Raw genomic sequence first — 13,343 nt, 5'->3', positions numbered from 1 at the left:
GGGCTTACGCAATTCATGGCACGATAGACATTCTTGTTATAAAACATAATCATTAAATTGGACATCGGTTTACGGAGGTGATCTAACAGGCTGTCGGCACGATGCTTTCGCATAAGCGAAACATAGAACTGCACAATCCCGCGCGGGTGCGCCGGGGCCGATCTGCCCGCAACACCTGCCATCCGCGCATCGAAGCGCTTGCAGAGTTCGGGAATATGTTATATCTCATAACTAATAAACGGTCACAGGCAGCAAACCGGGAGGAAATGGCGCATGAGCATTGATCTGGATGCCCCCCTGTTCATCGGCGGAACGGAACGGGCGGCCGGTGATGGCCGCACCTTTGAACGGCGCAACCCGCTGACGGGTGAAGTTGCCAGCCGCGCCGCAGCCGGCGGCGTGGCCGATGCAAACGACGCCGCCGATGCCGCGGCAGCCGCCTTCCCGTCATGGTCGGAAACCGGCCCCAACGCCCGCCGCGCCCTGCTGCTGAAGGCGGCGGATGCGCTGGTGGCGCGCATGCCGGACTTCATCGCCGCCATGGCGGCGGAAACGGGGGCCACATCCGGCTGGGCCGGGTTCAATGTGACACTGGCCGCCTCCATGCTGCGCGAGGCCGCGTCGCTGACCACACAGATCAACGGGGAGGTGATCCCGTCGGACAAGCCGGGCTGCATCGCCATGGCGGTCCGCCAGCCCGTCGGCGTCATTCTGGGCATCGCGCCCTGGAATGCGCCCGTCATCCTGGGCGTGCGGGCCGTGGCCACGGCGCTGGCCTGCGGCAATGCCGTCATCCTGAAGGCATCGGAACTGTGCCCGCGCACACACGCGCTGATCGGATCGGCGCTGGCCGATGCCGGCTTCCCGGCCGGGGTGGTCAATGTCGTGACGAACGCGCCGGAAGATGCAGGAAACATCGTCGGCGCCCTGATCGACCATCCCGCCGTGCGCCGCATCAATTTCACCGGCTCCACCCGCGTCGGCCGCATCATCGCCGAGCGGGCCGGCCGCAACCTGAAGCCCGTGCTGCTGGAACTGGGCGGCAAGGCGCCCTTCATCGTGCTGGACGACGCCGACCTGGACGAGGCGGTGAAGGCGGCATCCTTCGGCGCCTTCTTCAATTCCGGCCAGATATGCATGTCCACCGAGCGCATCGTGGTGGACAGCACGGTTGCCGACGATTTCGTGGCGAAATTCGCGGCCAAGGCCGCCACGCTGGTGGCCGGCGACCCGCGGGAAGGCAAGACGCCGCTGGGATCGGTCGTCGATCCGCAGGCCGTGACCAGCGTGCAGGCCCTGATCGATGATGCCGTCGCCAAGGGCGCCAGATTGTACCAGCCCACCCCCACCCGCGGCACGTTGATGTCCGCCGCCATCCTTGACCATGTCACCCCCGACATGCGGATCTATGGCGAGGAGAGCTTCGGCCCCGTCACCACCATTGTCCGCGTCGATGGCGAGGACGCGGCCATACGCACGGCCAACGACACCGAATACGGCCTGTCATCGGCCATCTTCACCCGCGATGCCGCCCGCGGCCTGCGCCTGGCCCGGCGCATCCAGTCCGGCATCTGCCATGTCAACGGTGCCACCGTGCATGACGAGGCGCAGATGCCGTTCGGCGGCGTCAAGGACAGCGGCTATGGCCGGTTCGGCGGCAGGGCCGGCATCGACGCCTTCACCGAACTGCGCTGGATCACGCTGGAAACAAAGCCCGGCCATTTCCCGATTTGACCCTTTCTTTCAGGAACAAGAACATGACGACCGATACCGTTGCATTCGATGTCGCCGATGGCATCGCCTGGGTCCGCTTCAACCGGCCGGACAAGCGCAATTGCATGAGCCCGACCCTGAACCGCCGCATGATGGAGGTTCTGGACGAGCTGGAATTCCGCGACGATGTCGGTGTCCTGGTCCTGTCGGGGGAAGGGTCCGCCTGGTCCGCGGGCATGGACCTGAAGGAATATTTCCGCGAAACCGAGGAGAAGGGCCTGGGCGCCACACGCCAGGCCCAGCGCGAGGCCTATGGCTGGTGGCGCCGCCTGCGCTGGTACCAGAAGCCGACCATCGCCATGGTCAATGGCTGGTGCTTCGGCGGCGGTTACGGCCCGCTTTATTCCTGTGATCTGGCCATCGCGGCGGAAGAGGCGAAGTTCGGCCTGTCGGAGATCAACTGGGGCATCCTGCCGGGCGGCGGGGCCACCAAGGTGGTCGTCGACCTGCTGCCCCTGCGCGATGCCATGTACCATGCGCTGACGGGCGAGATGATCGATGGCCGCAAGGCTGCCGAATGGCGCCTGGTGAACGAGGCCGTGCCCCTGGACCGGTTGCAAGCCCGCGTGACAGAGATCGCCAGGGTGCTGCTGGAAAAGAACCCGGTGGCCCTGAAGGCTGCCAAGGATGCCGTGCGCCGCGTGAAGGAAATGACCTACGACAATGCCGAGGATTATCTGGTCCGCGCGCAGGAGGCGGCCAATTCCTACGACAATGACGGGCGCAAGGAAGGCATCCGGCAATTCATCGACGACAAGACGTACAAGCCCGGCCTGGGCGCCTATAACAGGGGGTGAGCGGTCCCCGGCGCCCCCACGCAGAACCACCGGGAAGGACAGGCGGGGCGGCGGCTGCGCCCTTGCCCTTCCCGGACAGTCTGCCGCCATCCGCCGTCTTTTGAGGAAAGCCCGACGCGAATGAACGCGCCCTTCCCCTTCCTGCCGGCCCCGGACCCGCTGGCCTTCCAGGCCGGGGCACAGCCGGACAAGATCGCCCTGGCCGACCTCACCAGCGGCAGACGCTACAGCTATGCAGAGCTGGACCGCGCGGTGAACCGCTGCGCCACCTGGCTGGCCGGACGTCTGGGCAATGCCATTGTGGGCCAGCGCATCGCCGTACTGGGCCGCAATGACGCGGCCATGCCGATCCTGCATCTGGCGGCGGCACGGTCGGGCGCCATCTTCGTTCCCCTGAACTGGCGCCTGACGGTGCCGGAACTGGCCTTCCAGGTGGCCGATGCGGACCCCGCGCTTCTGCTGGCACAAGAAGAGTTCCTGGACACGGCAAAGGCCGCCGCCGACGGCCGGGAGCGCACGGCGGTGCTGCCGCTGGCAGCGGCGGAGGCGGCATGGCTGACGATGCAAGACACCCGCCCGCCCGCCCAGCCTGCCGACCGGCCCAGCACGCTGCTTTACACTTCCGGCACATCGGGGCGGCCGAAGGGCGCCTTGCTGACGGAAAGCAACCTGTTCTTCACGACCGTGAATTTCAGCCTGATGAACCATGTGACGGCGGCATCCGTGCTGTTGTGCGACATGCCGCTGTTCCATGTCGTCGGGCTGGTCACCATGGTGCGCACGCCGCTGACCCAGGGGGGCACGCTGCTGCTGTCGCGCGGGTTCGATCCCGCGCTGACCATGGCGAGGCTGGCCGATCCGGCCCTGGGCATCACCCACTACATGTGCGTGCCGCAAATGGCGCAGACGCTGCGCCAGCACCCCGGTTACGATCCCGCGCCGCTGCGCCGGATGACGGCCCTGTGTACAGGCGGCGCCCCCATGCCCGCCGCCCTGATCGGGCGTTTCAGCGAGGAGCAGATCACCATCGCCGACGGCTATGGGATGAGCGAGGCGGGAACCGTGCTGGGCATGCCGGTCGGTGACCGGGCGCGCATCCTGGCCAAGGCCGGCTCGGCCGGCCTGCCCGGCCCGACCCTACGGCTGCGGCTGGTCGATGATGACGGGCAGGATGTACCGGACGGCGCGGTCGGCGAGTTGTGGATCAGCGGCCCCAACCTGTCCCCCGGCTATTGGAACCGGCCGGAACTGCCGACGCTGGCCGAGCAGGGTGGCTGGCTGCGCACCGGCGATGCCGCGCGGCGCGACGGCGACGGTTTCTACTATCTGGTGGATCGCAAGAAGGACATGTTCATTTCCGGCGGGGAAAACGTCTATCCCGCGGAGGTGGAGGCGGCCATCCTGGAACTGCCCGCCATCGCGGAAGCGGCCGTCATCGGCATGCCCGATCCGCGCTGGGGCGAGGTGGGCTGGGCCTATATCGTGCCGGCTGCGGGTCAGGTCGTCACGGAACAGCAGATCATGGCCCATCTGGATGGCCGTATCGCCCGCTACAAACGGCCGCAGCGCGTGGTGATCACCGACGGTCTGCCGCGCACCGGATCGGGCAAGGTGCAAAAACACCTGCTGCGCCAACAGGCCGCGTCAGATTGACGGTATCCTTCACATAACGAAATGCGACATAACGAAATACTCGAAGTCCGGGGAACAAGGCGATAGTTTGCGCCTGCGGATGAAAAACAGGCGGAGCGCGCGGCATGGACGAACAGGAACGGGGCGGGATCGATCTTTCCGCCTTGCAATCATCAGTCGGCTATCGGTTGCGGCGGGTGCAGATCGCAGCCTTCACGCTGTTCACGCAGTTCATGTCGGAATTTGACATCAGGCCGACGCAGTTCGCCATCATGACCGTGATCCGCGACAATCCCGGCCTCAGCCAGTCCCAGGTCAGCGATGCGCTGGGGCTGAAGCGTGCCAACCTCGTGCCGCTGCTGGACGGGCTGGAAGGGCGCGGGCTGCTGGTCCGCTCCCCCTCCCCCGCCGACCGGCGGTCCTATTGCCTGCACCTGACCGACCACGGGCAGGAACAGATGCGCGCCATCCAGACACGCCACGACGCCTATGAGCAGGAACTGACATCCTCGCTGGGCCCGGCGGGCCGCGTGGCGCTGCTGGCCCTGCTGGACGGTTTCCATTTCACCGGCGACAGCGACGGCGATACGGGTTGAGACGCGCCGCCCAGGCGGCACTGCGAACAATCACCAGATCACCCCCCGGGGCGGCATGACGCCTGTGGACTCGCGCTCCGACAAGCTGTATACAGCTTTCCAAGACAAGAAACAAAGCGATAGGGAGAGTGACGATGGGTGGGACCTTCCCCCTGAACGCCTGGTATGTCGCCGCTTATGACGTGGAAGTCGGGCGCAGCCTTATGGCCCGGACCATCTGCGAGAAACACGTCGTTTTGTACCGAAAACTGGACGGAACACCCGTGGCGCTGGCCGATTCGTGCTGGCATCGCCTGCTACCCCTGTCGCTGGGCAGCCTGGAGGGCGACCAAGTGGTCTGCGGCTATCACGGCCTGACCTATGATGATACGGGCCGATGTGTATACATGCCGTCGCAACACACCATCAACCCGTCCGCCTGCGTGAAATCCTATCCGCTGGTGGAACGTCACCGCTTCCTGTGGATATGGCCTGGCGACCCAGCCCTGGCCGATCCGGCGTTGATCCCCGATATCCATTGGAACAACGATCCGGCCTGGGCCGCCGACGGCAAGGTCATCCATGTCCGGTGCGACTATCGGCTGGTCCTGGACAACCTGATGGACCTGACGCATGAAACCTTCGTGCATAACGGGTCCATCGGCAACCGGGCCGTCGCGGAGGCACCGTTCACCGCGACGCATTCCGACGATACGGCCACCATCACCCGCTGGATGATCGATATCGAGGCGCCGCCCTTCTGGGCCGCCCAGCTTGGCCGCAAAGACCATGTGGACCGCTGGCAGATCATCAATTTCACGGCCCCTTCCACCATCATCATCGAGGTGGGCATCGCCCCCACGGGCACGGGCGCGCCGGAAGGTGACCGCAGCCAGGGGGTGGATGGCCGCGTCATCAACTGCCTGACACCGGAAAGCAATGGCACCTGCCATTACTTCTGGGCCTTTTCCCGCAATTTCGACATCCACAACCAGGCCCGCACCCACCAGATCCGCGAAGGGGTTGCCCGCATCTTTCGCGAGGATGAGCAGATCCTGGAAGCCCAGCAGAAGGCCATCGATGCCAATCCCGGCCATGTCTTCTACAATCTGAATATCGATGCCGGATCGATGTGGGCCCGCCGCCTGATCGATCGCATGATGGAACGCGAGCAGCGCCCCGCCCTGGCGGCGGAATAGGAGCATCGGGGACCAGGGTCGGAGAAAGGCAGCGCCATGAGCTACAACAAGGACGCCGCGCAGACCGTGCGTGCCCTGGCCGGTATCCGCGACCTGATCCTGTGTGGTGCCGTGGCGCCGGGGGAAAGGCTGTCGGAGCCGGTGCTGGCCGAACGGCTTGGCATCTCCCGCACCCCCATCCGCGCCGCGCTGGCCCGGCTGGAACAGGAAGGGCTGCTGGAACGGGTGCCGGCCGGCGGCCATATGCCCCGGCGCTTCACCCTGGCCGAGGCCATCGACGCCATCGAGCTGCGCGGCGTGCTGGAAGGCACGGCCGCACGGCTGGCGGCCGAACGCGGCGTGGAGCCCCGGCGCATGCTGGCCATCAACCGCGTGCTGGACGGCATCGACGCGCTGATGCAGCCCGACCCGGCCAACCCGCCGCTGGAGGATTATGTCGCGCTGAACGCCCAGTTCCACGACCTGCTGTCCGGCCTTTCGGGCAGCGAGACGATCGAACGCGAGATCGAGCGCATCACCCGCCTGCCATTCGCCTCGCCCAGCGCCTTTCTGGAGAAACCGGGCGCGGCCGTGGTGCCCCATTCGCTGGCCCTGGCCCAGGCCCAGCACCGCGCCATAGTGGAGGCCATCGGCCTGCGCGAGGGCGCCCGGGCCGAAGCCGTGGCCCGCGAACATGCGCGGCTGGCCCGGCGTAACCTGGAACAGGTCATGGAACGCGGCAGCGAAGCGCGCCACCGCTTTCCGGCGCTGGCCCTGGTCGGCGGCTGACAAATCCCTTCTGGAGGAACAGGATGAAGAACGAAGCCGTCTGGCTGGACGCCACCGTCACGCGCGCCGAGGATATCGCCACGGGCGTGCGGCGGATCGAATTCGCCGCCGCTACCCCGCTGCCCGCCTTCGATCCCGGATCGCATATTGCCATCCGCGTGGCGATTGCCGGCGGGCACGCCATCCGAACCTATAGCTGCCTGCCGGATGCCGCGCCGGGCCATGTCGCCGTGGCCGTCAAGCTGCATCCCCACAGCCGCGGCGGATCGCGCTTCATGTTCACCCTGTCCACCGGCGACGCGGTGCGCATCACAACGCCGGAGAACCGGTTCGAACTGTCCTGGCGGACGCCGGATTATCTGCTGCTGGCCGGCGGCATCGGCATCACGCCGATCTATGGCATGGCGCTGGCCCTGGCGGCCCGCGGTGCGCACCTGCGGCTGGCCTATGGCGGGCCGGGCCTGGATGCCATGCCTTTCCAGGCCCCGCTGCGCGCGGCCCTGGGTGACCGCCTGTCGCTTTACCCGCAGGACCAGGGACAGATGATCGATCTGGGACGGGAGATCGCGGCCCTGCCGCCGGCAGGGGAGCTTTACATCTGCGGCCCGCTGCCCATGCTGGACGCGGCCCGCCAGGCCTGGGCGGCGGCCGGGCGGGCGCCCGGCCGGCTGCGCTATGAAGTGTTCGGCGATACCGGGCGGTTCGGGGAGGTGCCGTTCAGCGTGCGCGTCGCCGGCTATGACCGGACGGTGACGGTGGCGTCGGACCGGTCGATGCTGGATGCGCTGGCCGATGCCGGCATCCATGCCCTGTCCGATTGCCGGCGGGGCGAATGCGGCCTGTGCGTGGTCGACGTGCTGGACCATGATGGCGATATCGACCATCGCGACGTCTTCCTGTCGGACGCGGAAAAACAGCGGGGCGACAGGATGTGCGCCTGTGTCTCCCGCATCGCGGGCGGGCGGGCCACCATCGATACCGGCTATCGCCCCAAGGCCGGCTGACCGGCCCCGGCAATCGCCGCCGCCTCGGCCTGGGCCGTCCGGGCCACACGGCGCAACTGCCAGGCGCCGGCCAGTGCCGCCAGCGGCACCAGCAGCAGCGCCAGGCGCAGGCTGCCGGCCCCCACCAGGGGACGCAGCAGGTCGCTGCCATAGCCCACCAGCATGGGGGCCGGCACGCTGGCCCCCAGCGCCACCGCCAGCAGCATCAGCGCCGTCGCCATGGCCCGCATATTGGCCGGCGCCTTCATCTGCAGAACGGCCAGCACCAGCGGCGCATTGGTCACCAGCAGCGCATAGCCCAGGATGAACAGGGCGGCGAAGGTGACAAAATCATCGGCCAGCAGCGACAGCCCGAAGCAGACGCCCGACAGCGCCAGCAGCAGGGCCACGGCCTTCAGCGGCACCCAGATGCCCCGGCGGCCGAAATGGTCGGTACCCAGGCCGGACAGGATCATGCTGGCCCCGCTCAGCCCGGCGATGCCCAGCCCGATGACGCGGCCGACCTCCGCGCTGCCCAGCCCGAAGCTGCGCACCGCATAGGCCGGCGCCCAGGCCAGCACCGCGAAGACGCAGAAATTGCAGAAGATGGCGGCCACCACCGTCTGCCGGAACAGGGGAATGCGCCAGAGATGCCCCATGGTGCGCAGCATGGACAGCGAGGGCGGTGGGGCGGCGCCGGCTGCGTCCCGCGCGCCGCGCACCGGTTCCCGCACCGTCAGGACAAGCATCACGGCCAGCAGCACGCCCGGCACCCCGGCCGCCAGGAAGGTGGCGCGCCAGCCCAGCCATTCGTTCAGCCAGCCGCCCAGCGCGAAGCTGATCAGGATGCCCAGGGTGGAACCCGATGACAGGATCGCCATGGCCGTCGCCCGGCGGGCCGGTGGAAAATAATCGCCGATCAGGGAGATGGAGGCCGGAGTCGACCCCGCCTCCGCCACCGAAACACCGATGCGGGTCATGGCCAGTTCCAGCAGGTTGCCCGCCCGGCCGCCCAGCGCCGTCATCACGCTCCACACCGTCAGGCAGACGCCCAGGAAGCGCACACGGTTGATCCGGTCGGCCACATAGGCCATGGGAATGCCCAGCACCGCATAGAAGAAGGCGATGGCCGGACCGGCCAGCAGGCCCATCTGCCCGTCGCTGAGCCCCAGGTCGCGCTTCACATCCTCCGCCAGGATGCCCAGGATCTGGCGGTCGGCCATGTTCATCACATAGACCGCATAGAGCATCCCCAGCACATACCAGGAATAGCGCGACACCCGCGCGGCGGCGGTTCCGTCGGTCTGCATCTTCTGTCCATTCATCCAGCGGAAGGGAGGAGGCCGGGTCCGGCGAGGCCCCGTCAGGGCAGCAGCAGCACCTTCGACGGTGTGCGGCCATGACACAGGCGCAGCGCCGCATCGGCCTGGGCCAGGGGAAAACGGTGGGTGATCAGCGGGGCCAAGGCCGACGGCGCCGCGGCCAGCGCCGACAGCACCACCCCCCAGGCCGATGGCGGGATGCGGGAGGCACCCCGGATTTCCAGCCGGTATTTCACCAGCCGCATGATGTCGACCGTCGCCGGCCGTTCCGGCATGCCGGCCGCCACCAGCACCCCGCGCGACCGCAAAAGCGCCAGACCCTGATCGATGGCCGCCCCCACGCCCGCCGCCTCCACGGCCAGATCGAAACCGTCACCGGCCAGCCGGGCCAGTTCCGCATCGGCGCCGTCGCATGCCCGGTCGACGCAATGCTGGAACCCCATCCCGCGCAGCACCTCCAGGCGCGGCCCGTCATCCTGGCCGACGATGGCCACCTGTGCCGCGCCCAGATGACGGGCCAGTGCCGCCACGCCCTGCCCGATGGGACCGGGCCCCAGCACGACGACGCGCATGCCCGGCCGGAAGCCGCCGACCGACAGCGCATGCGCCCCGACCGACAGCGGCTCGGCCAGCGCGCCCAGTTCCACGGGCACATTATCGGGCAGGTCATAGCAATAATCGGCCGGCGCCAGCAGGAAGGGCGCAAAGGCCCCGTCGCGGACCAACCCGACAGGCTGGCGCGCCGCACAGCCGACGGGGTCGCCGGCCCGGCAGGGGCCGCAGGCACCACAGGCCACGGCCGGATTGACCACGACGGTCCGGCCGACCCGTCCCGCGTCGACGCCATCCCCCACCGAAACGATGTGGCCCACCGTCTCATGCCCCAGCGTCACGGGCAGCACCGATGCCATGAAGCCGGCATAGGATGGCGTCCAGCGATCGATGGCCAGGTCCGTGCCGCAGATGCCGGTGGCGGCGACACGGATGCGCACCTGTCCCGGCCCCGGTTCCGGCGGCGGCGGCAGATCGACCAGGGCCAGTCCCTGCCCCGCTTCCGTCTTGCGCAATGCCAACATGTCCAACGTCCCCCCGGCTCCGGGTCTGTGCCCGTTTCTCACGACCTGAACCCCGATGGTACGTGACCGGGGCCGGCCATTCAGGCGATTTCGTGGAATGGCGGCGCCGGAAAACTCATGCACCCCGCGCCTTTCCCCATTGTCGCTTCATGTTATGGATATCAGATCACATTCCATGATATAGACCAAGCAGGAAGGACAGGGTGGACATGCCGATCCGCAGGATTCAGAACATCTATGTGGTGGCCCATGATATGGAGCGGATGGCCGGCTTCTATGGCCAGGCGCTGGGGGCCGTGCTGAAGTTCCGCGACGGGGACGCCTGGACGCAGTTCGGCCTGGGCGGGGGCAATTTCGCGCTGGCCAGCCCGGCAGAGGCCGGGGCCGGCGACAAGGGCGCCACCGTGACCTTCGAGGCAGATGACCCCGACGCCGTGGCCGCCGCGGTGGAGCAGGCCGGCGGGCGCATCCTGGACCGGCGTAACATGGGCGGCCATGGCCGCACCGTCACCTGTGCCGACCCCGAAGGCAATGTGTTCCAGCTTTTCGCGCGCGCGGCAACGGGCGGGGCAGCAGCGGGCGGGGCAGCAGCGGGCGGGGCGGATATTGGCGCCGGGACCACGGTAGGATAGGCTCTGCCGCGAAACAGGCCCGGCCATGCCGTCGGGCCTTACCGGTGCCAGGCAACAGGAAACCTCATTGACGCAACATGCCGATCCTTCCGACCGGGGCCAGAACAAGGCCACGGCCCGCACCCTGCAGGTCCTTTCCTGCTTTGCGGCCGATGCGCCCGGCTATGGCGTGACGGAACTGTCACAACTGCTCGGCATGACCAAGAACATGATCTACCGGGCGCTGACCACGCTGGTGGATCAGGGCTATCTGGTGCGCGACGCCTCTGGCGCGCGCTATCAGCTTGGCTTCCGCGTGCTGGAACTGCAAAGCCGCACGGCGCTGGAACCGGATTTCCGCAGCCTGTGCGCCCCCTATGTGCAGAAAATCCACGCCCTGACCGGGGAAACGGTCAGCCTGATGGTGCGGGGCCTGGATTATGCCGTCTTCATCGACGGCATTGAAACCAAGCGGCCCGGCACATGGCGAATGGAGATCGGGGGCCTGCGCCCCCTGCACGTGCCCGCATCGGGCCGGGTGATGCTGGCATCCTGCACTGACCGGGAGATAGAGGAATATATCGCCCGCCACAGCCCGCTGACCATCCCCCCGTCCAACCGGGCCATGACGGCCGAACAGCTTTGGGCCGATATCCGGGCCATCCGCCGTCAGGGCTATGCCATGGTCCGGCGGGAAGGGCCGCTGCCCATGCTGGCCATGGGCTTTCCCATCGTGGATGCGGAAAACCGGCTGCACGGCGTCCTGTCGGTCGGCGGCCCCGTGGAGCGGATGGAAGGCGAACTGCAAAGGCTGCTGCCCGAACTGCGACGCCTGATCGACGAGTTGTGCAGCCGCACCCGGCTCTATGCCGCAGACGCGGCGCATGTGGAGATCAATTGATGCCCGCCCCGTCCAGCCGTGCCGTCATCAATTCATCGGCCTCCCACGTGTTCGAGGTGCTGCGTTTCGTGGCGGAGGCCGAGGAGCCGATGGGCGTGACAGAGATCAGCCGTCTGATGGCGCTGCCCGCCTCCACCGTCTATCGCGCGCTGGTGACGCTGGAGGAAGCGGGCTATCTCAGCCGCTACCAGAACACGCCGCGATATGAAGTCGGCCAGATGCCGCAATTGCTGAACCGGGCGCTGTTCAACCGGTTCCACCTGCACAAGGCCAGCCGGCCCGTGCTGCGCACGCTGGCCCATGCGATCGGGGAAACCGTGTCGCTGTCCGTGCGGCTGGGATGGTTCGGACTGCGCATCGGCGGGGCCTATGGCAGCAACGACATCTATCACCGCGACCGGCTGGGCGAGGCGGTCCTGCTGCATGACGGGCTGGCAGCACCCGCCATCCTGGCCGGCCTGCCGGCAGAGGAAAGGGCGGGTTACCGGCGGTTCGTCACGGCGCATTATCCGGACCGGGTTCCAGCGGATGGCTGGGACGCGCTGGAAAGCCGGCTGGCCGCCGCCGTGGCGGATGGCTTCGTGGCACAGCCCATCGCGCTGGCCCCCGGCTTCCAGGCGGCCGCATTGCCCATCCGGGCGGGCGACGGTATCGCGCTGGCCGCGATCACGGCCAACGGGCCCGTGCTGCGCCCCGGGGAACTGGCCCTGCCGGCGGCCCTGCTGGCCGCCCGCGACCAGCTTGAAGCCATGGTCCGGGCCGAACCGGACCTTTACCGGTCACCCTTCCAGCATATCGCGGCGGACGATATCCGGCTGCACCTGCCCTGATCGACCAGGAAAACCGGTCCCGCAGATACGTGACCGGTTATGCAACATCCACATCAATCCGCGGCAAAGCTGACGCGGACCGATCCCAGGCCACCGATCGACGCCTCGTACCGCTCGCCAGGCTTGGCCGGAACCATGGCACCCAGCGCACCGGACAGGACCACGTCGCCCGGTCCCAGCGGATAGCCGACGGCGGCCATCCGCTCGGCCAGCCAGATCAGCGCGTTCAGCGGGTTGCCCAGGCAGGCCGCACCAACGCCCAGCGAAACCGGGTCGCCATTGCGTTCCATGACCATGCCGCACAGGCGCAGGTCGAACCGGTCGATCGGCACGGGCGTGGTACCCAGCACGAACAGACCGGAAGAAGCGTTGTCGGCGATGGTGTCGACGATGCCGATATCCCAGCCGGCGATACGGCTGTCGACGATTTCCAGCGCCGGCAGGGCGAAGTCGATGGCCTTCACGACATCGGGCAGCAGCAGCTTTTCACGGTCCAGCGGCTGTTTCAGGACGAAGGCCACCTCCGCCTCGATCCGGGGCTGCAGCAGCGTGCCGGCCGGCACGCTGCCACCGTCCAGGATGGCCATGTCATCGAACAGCATGCCGTAATCGGGCTGGTCGACGCCAAGCTGCTTCTGCACCGCAACGGAGGTCAGGCCGATCTTGCGGCCGACCAGCCGCCGACCCTGTTCCAGCCAATGCGCCGTGTTCAGCGACTGGATGCGATAGGCCGTATCCAGGTCCGCTTCCGGCAATTCATGGCGCAGCGGCGCCACGGGGCCCTGGCGATAGGCGTTGCGCAGGCGGGCGGCCATGTCGGCCAGCACCACTTCCTTCCGATCGTCCCGTTCAGACATTCCCTGTTTCCTTCCCCAA

Annotated in this window: 13 protein-coding genes; 10 read left to right on the top strand and 3 right to left on the bottom strand. The window is 67.6% G+C overall.

What is annotated here, in order from left to right; all coding sequences use genetic code 11:
- Nucleotides 1-273: 273 nt before the first annotated feature.
- The 7 genes from ABC728_RS06285 to ABC728_RS06255 all read left to right on the top strand — a co-directional run bounded on the left by ABC728_RS06285 (nucleotide 274) and on the right by ABC728_RS06255 (nucleotide 7,748).
- On the top strand, nucleotides 274-1,734 hold the full coding sequence (locus ABC728_RS06285) for an aldehyde dehydrogenase (protein WP_416619114.1): 1,461 nt from the start codon (nucleotides 274-276) through the stop codon (nucleotides 1,732-1,734).
- Between the two features lie 23 nt (nucleotides 1,735-1,757).
- The gene (locus ABC728_RS06280) at nucleotides 1,758-2,570 is read left to right on the top strand and encodes a p-hydroxycinnamoyl CoA hydratase/lyase (protein ID WP_416619115.1); all 813 of its coding nucleotides are present in this window, start codon (nucleotides 1,758-1,760) and stop codon (nucleotides 2,568-2,570) included.
- A 120-nt stretch (nucleotides 2,571-2,690) separates the two neighbouring features.
- Complete coding sequence (locus tag ABC728_RS06275) at nucleotides 2,691-4,223, top strand: AMP-binding protein (RefSeq protein WP_416619116.1); 1,533 nt, start codon at nucleotides 2,691-2,693, stop codon at nucleotides 4,221-4,223.
- Nucleotides 4,224-4,327: 104 nt separating this feature from the next.
- Complete coding sequence (locus ABC728_RS06270; RefSeq protein WP_416619117.1) at nucleotides 4,328-4,798, top strand: MarR family winged helix-turn-helix transcriptional regulator; 471 nt, start codon at nucleotides 4,328-4,330, stop codon at nucleotides 4,796-4,798.
- 134 nt (nucleotides 4,799-4,932) lie between these two features.
- Nucleotides 4,933-5,976: an aromatic ring-hydroxylating dioxygenase subunit alpha gene (locus tag ABC728_RS06265; RefSeq protein WP_416619118.1), complete on the top strand. Its 1,044-nt coding sequence runs from the start codon at nucleotides 4,933-4,935 to the stop codon at nucleotides 5,974-5,976.
- A 36-nt stretch (nucleotides 5,977-6,012) separates the two neighbouring features.
- Nucleotides 6,013-6,744: a GntR family transcriptional regulator gene (locus ABC728_RS06260; protein ID WP_416619119.1), complete on the top strand. Its 732-nt coding sequence runs from the start codon at nucleotides 6,013-6,015 to the stop codon at nucleotides 6,742-6,744.
- Nucleotides 6,745-6,767: 23 nt separating this feature from the next.
- Nucleotides 6,768-7,748 carry a PDR/VanB family oxidoreductase gene (locus tag ABC728_RS06255; RefSeq protein ID WP_416619120.1) on the top strand — a complete coding sequence of 327 codons (981 nt, stop codon included), beginning with the start codon at nucleotides 6,768-6,770 and terminating at the stop codon, nucleotides 7,746-7,748.
- Here ABC728_RS06255 and ABC728_RS06250 read toward each other — a convergent pair.
- Both ABC728_RS06250 and ABC728_RS06245 read right to left on the bottom strand, forming a co-directional pair.
- Nucleotides 7,727-9,037 (bottom strand): MFS transporter, encoded by a 1,311-nt coding sequence (locus tag ABC728_RS06250; protein ID WP_416619121.1) that lies wholly within the window; start codon nucleotides 9,035-9,037, stop codon nucleotides 7,727-7,729. The two genes, ABC728_RS06255 and ABC728_RS06250, sit on opposite strands and share 22 nt — an antisense overlap.
- Nucleotides 9,038-9,090: 53 nt before the next feature.
- The gene (locus tag ABC728_RS06245) at nucleotides 9,091-10,125 is read right to left on the bottom strand and encodes a zinc-dependent alcohol dehydrogenase (RefSeq protein ID WP_416619122.1); all 1,035 of its coding nucleotides are present in this window, start codon (nucleotides 10,123-10,125) and stop codon (nucleotides 9,091-9,093) included.
- Between the two features lie 209 nt (nucleotides 10,126-10,334).
- Between ABC728_RS06245 and ABC728_RS06240 the strand changes: the two genes are divergently transcribed.
- From ABC728_RS06240 to ABC728_RS06230, 3 genes are all read left to right on the top strand, one after another.
- Nucleotides 10,335-10,757 carry a VOC family protein gene (locus ABC728_RS06240; RefSeq protein WP_416619123.1) on the top strand — a complete coding sequence of 141 codons (423 nt, stop codon included), beginning with the start codon at nucleotides 10,335-10,337 and terminating at the stop codon, nucleotides 10,755-10,757.
- Nucleotides 10,758-10,824: 67 nt separating this feature from the next.
- Nucleotides 10,825-11,637 (top strand): IclR family transcriptional regulator, encoded by an 813-nt coding sequence (locus ABC728_RS06235; RefSeq protein WP_416619124.1) that lies wholly within the window; start codon nucleotides 10,825-10,827, stop codon nucleotides 11,635-11,637.
- Nucleotides 11,637-12,467 (top strand): IclR family transcriptional regulator, encoded by an 831-nt coding sequence (locus tag ABC728_RS06230; RefSeq protein WP_416619125.1) that lies wholly within the window; start codon nucleotides 11,637-11,639, stop codon nucleotides 12,465-12,467. Before ABC728_RS06235 ends, ABC728_RS06230 begins: the two co-directional genes overlap by 1 nt.
- Before the next feature lie 53 nt (nucleotides 12,468-12,520).
- On the opposite strand, the gene ABC728_RS06225 is transcribed toward ABC728_RS06230, so the two are convergent.
- A complete protein-coding gene (locus ABC728_RS06225; protein ID WP_416619126.1) occupies nucleotides 12,521-13,324 on the bottom strand; it encodes a 2-keto-4-pentenoate hydratase in 804 nt (267 codons plus the stop codon).
- Nucleotides 13,325-13,343 lie beyond the last annotated feature (19 nt).

The sequence above is a fragment of the Niveispirillum fermenti genome (assembly GCF_052474395.1).
This window is presented reverse-complemented; position numbering and strand designations above follow the sequence as displayed.

Coding starts and splice junctions, on each gene's coding strand:
- ABC728_RS06285 (WP_416619114.1), top strand. CDS start 274: ATGAGCATTGATCTGGATGCCCCCCTGTTCATCGGCGGAACGGAACGG.
- ABC728_RS06280 (WP_416619115.1), top strand. CDS start 1,758: ATGACGACCGATACCGTTGCATTCGATGTCGCCGATGGCATCGCCTGG.
- ABC728_RS06275 (WP_416619116.1), top strand. CDS start 2,691: ATGAACGCGCCCTTCCCCTTCCTGCCGGCCCCGGACCCGCTGGCCTTC.
- ABC728_RS06270 (WP_416619117.1), top strand. CDS start 4,328: ATGGACGAACAGGAACGGGGCGGGATCGATCTTTCCGCCTTGCAATCA.
- ABC728_RS06265 (WP_416619118.1), top strand. CDS start 4,933: ATGGGTGGGACCTTCCCCCTGAACGCCTGGTATGTCGCCGCTTATGAC.
- ABC728_RS06260 (WP_416619119.1), top strand. CDS start 6,013: ATGAGCTACAACAAGGACGCCGCGCAGACCGTGCGTGCCCTGGCCGGT.
- ABC728_RS06255 (WP_416619120.1), top strand. CDS start 6,768: ATGAAGAACGAAGCCGTCTGGCTGGACGCCACCGTCACGCGCGCCGAG.
- ABC728_RS06250 (WP_416619121.1), bottom strand. CDS start 9,037: ATGCAGACCGACGGAACCGCCGCCGCGCGGGTGTCGCGCTATTCCTGG.
- ABC728_RS06245 (WP_416619122.1), bottom strand. CDS start 10,125: ATGTTGGCATTGCGCAAGACGGAAGCGGGGCAGGGACTGGCCCTGGTC.
- ABC728_RS06240 (WP_416619123.1), top strand. CDS start 10,335: ATGCCGATCCGCAGGATTCAGAACATCTATGTGGTGGCCCATGATATG.
- ABC728_RS06230 (WP_416619125.1), top strand. CDS start 11,637: ATGCCCGCCCCGTCCAGCCGTGCCGTCATCAATTCATCGGCCTCCCAC.
- ABC728_RS06225 (WP_416619126.1), bottom strand. CDS start 13,324: ATGTCTGAACGGGACGATCGGAAGGAAGTGGTGCTGGCCGACATGGCC.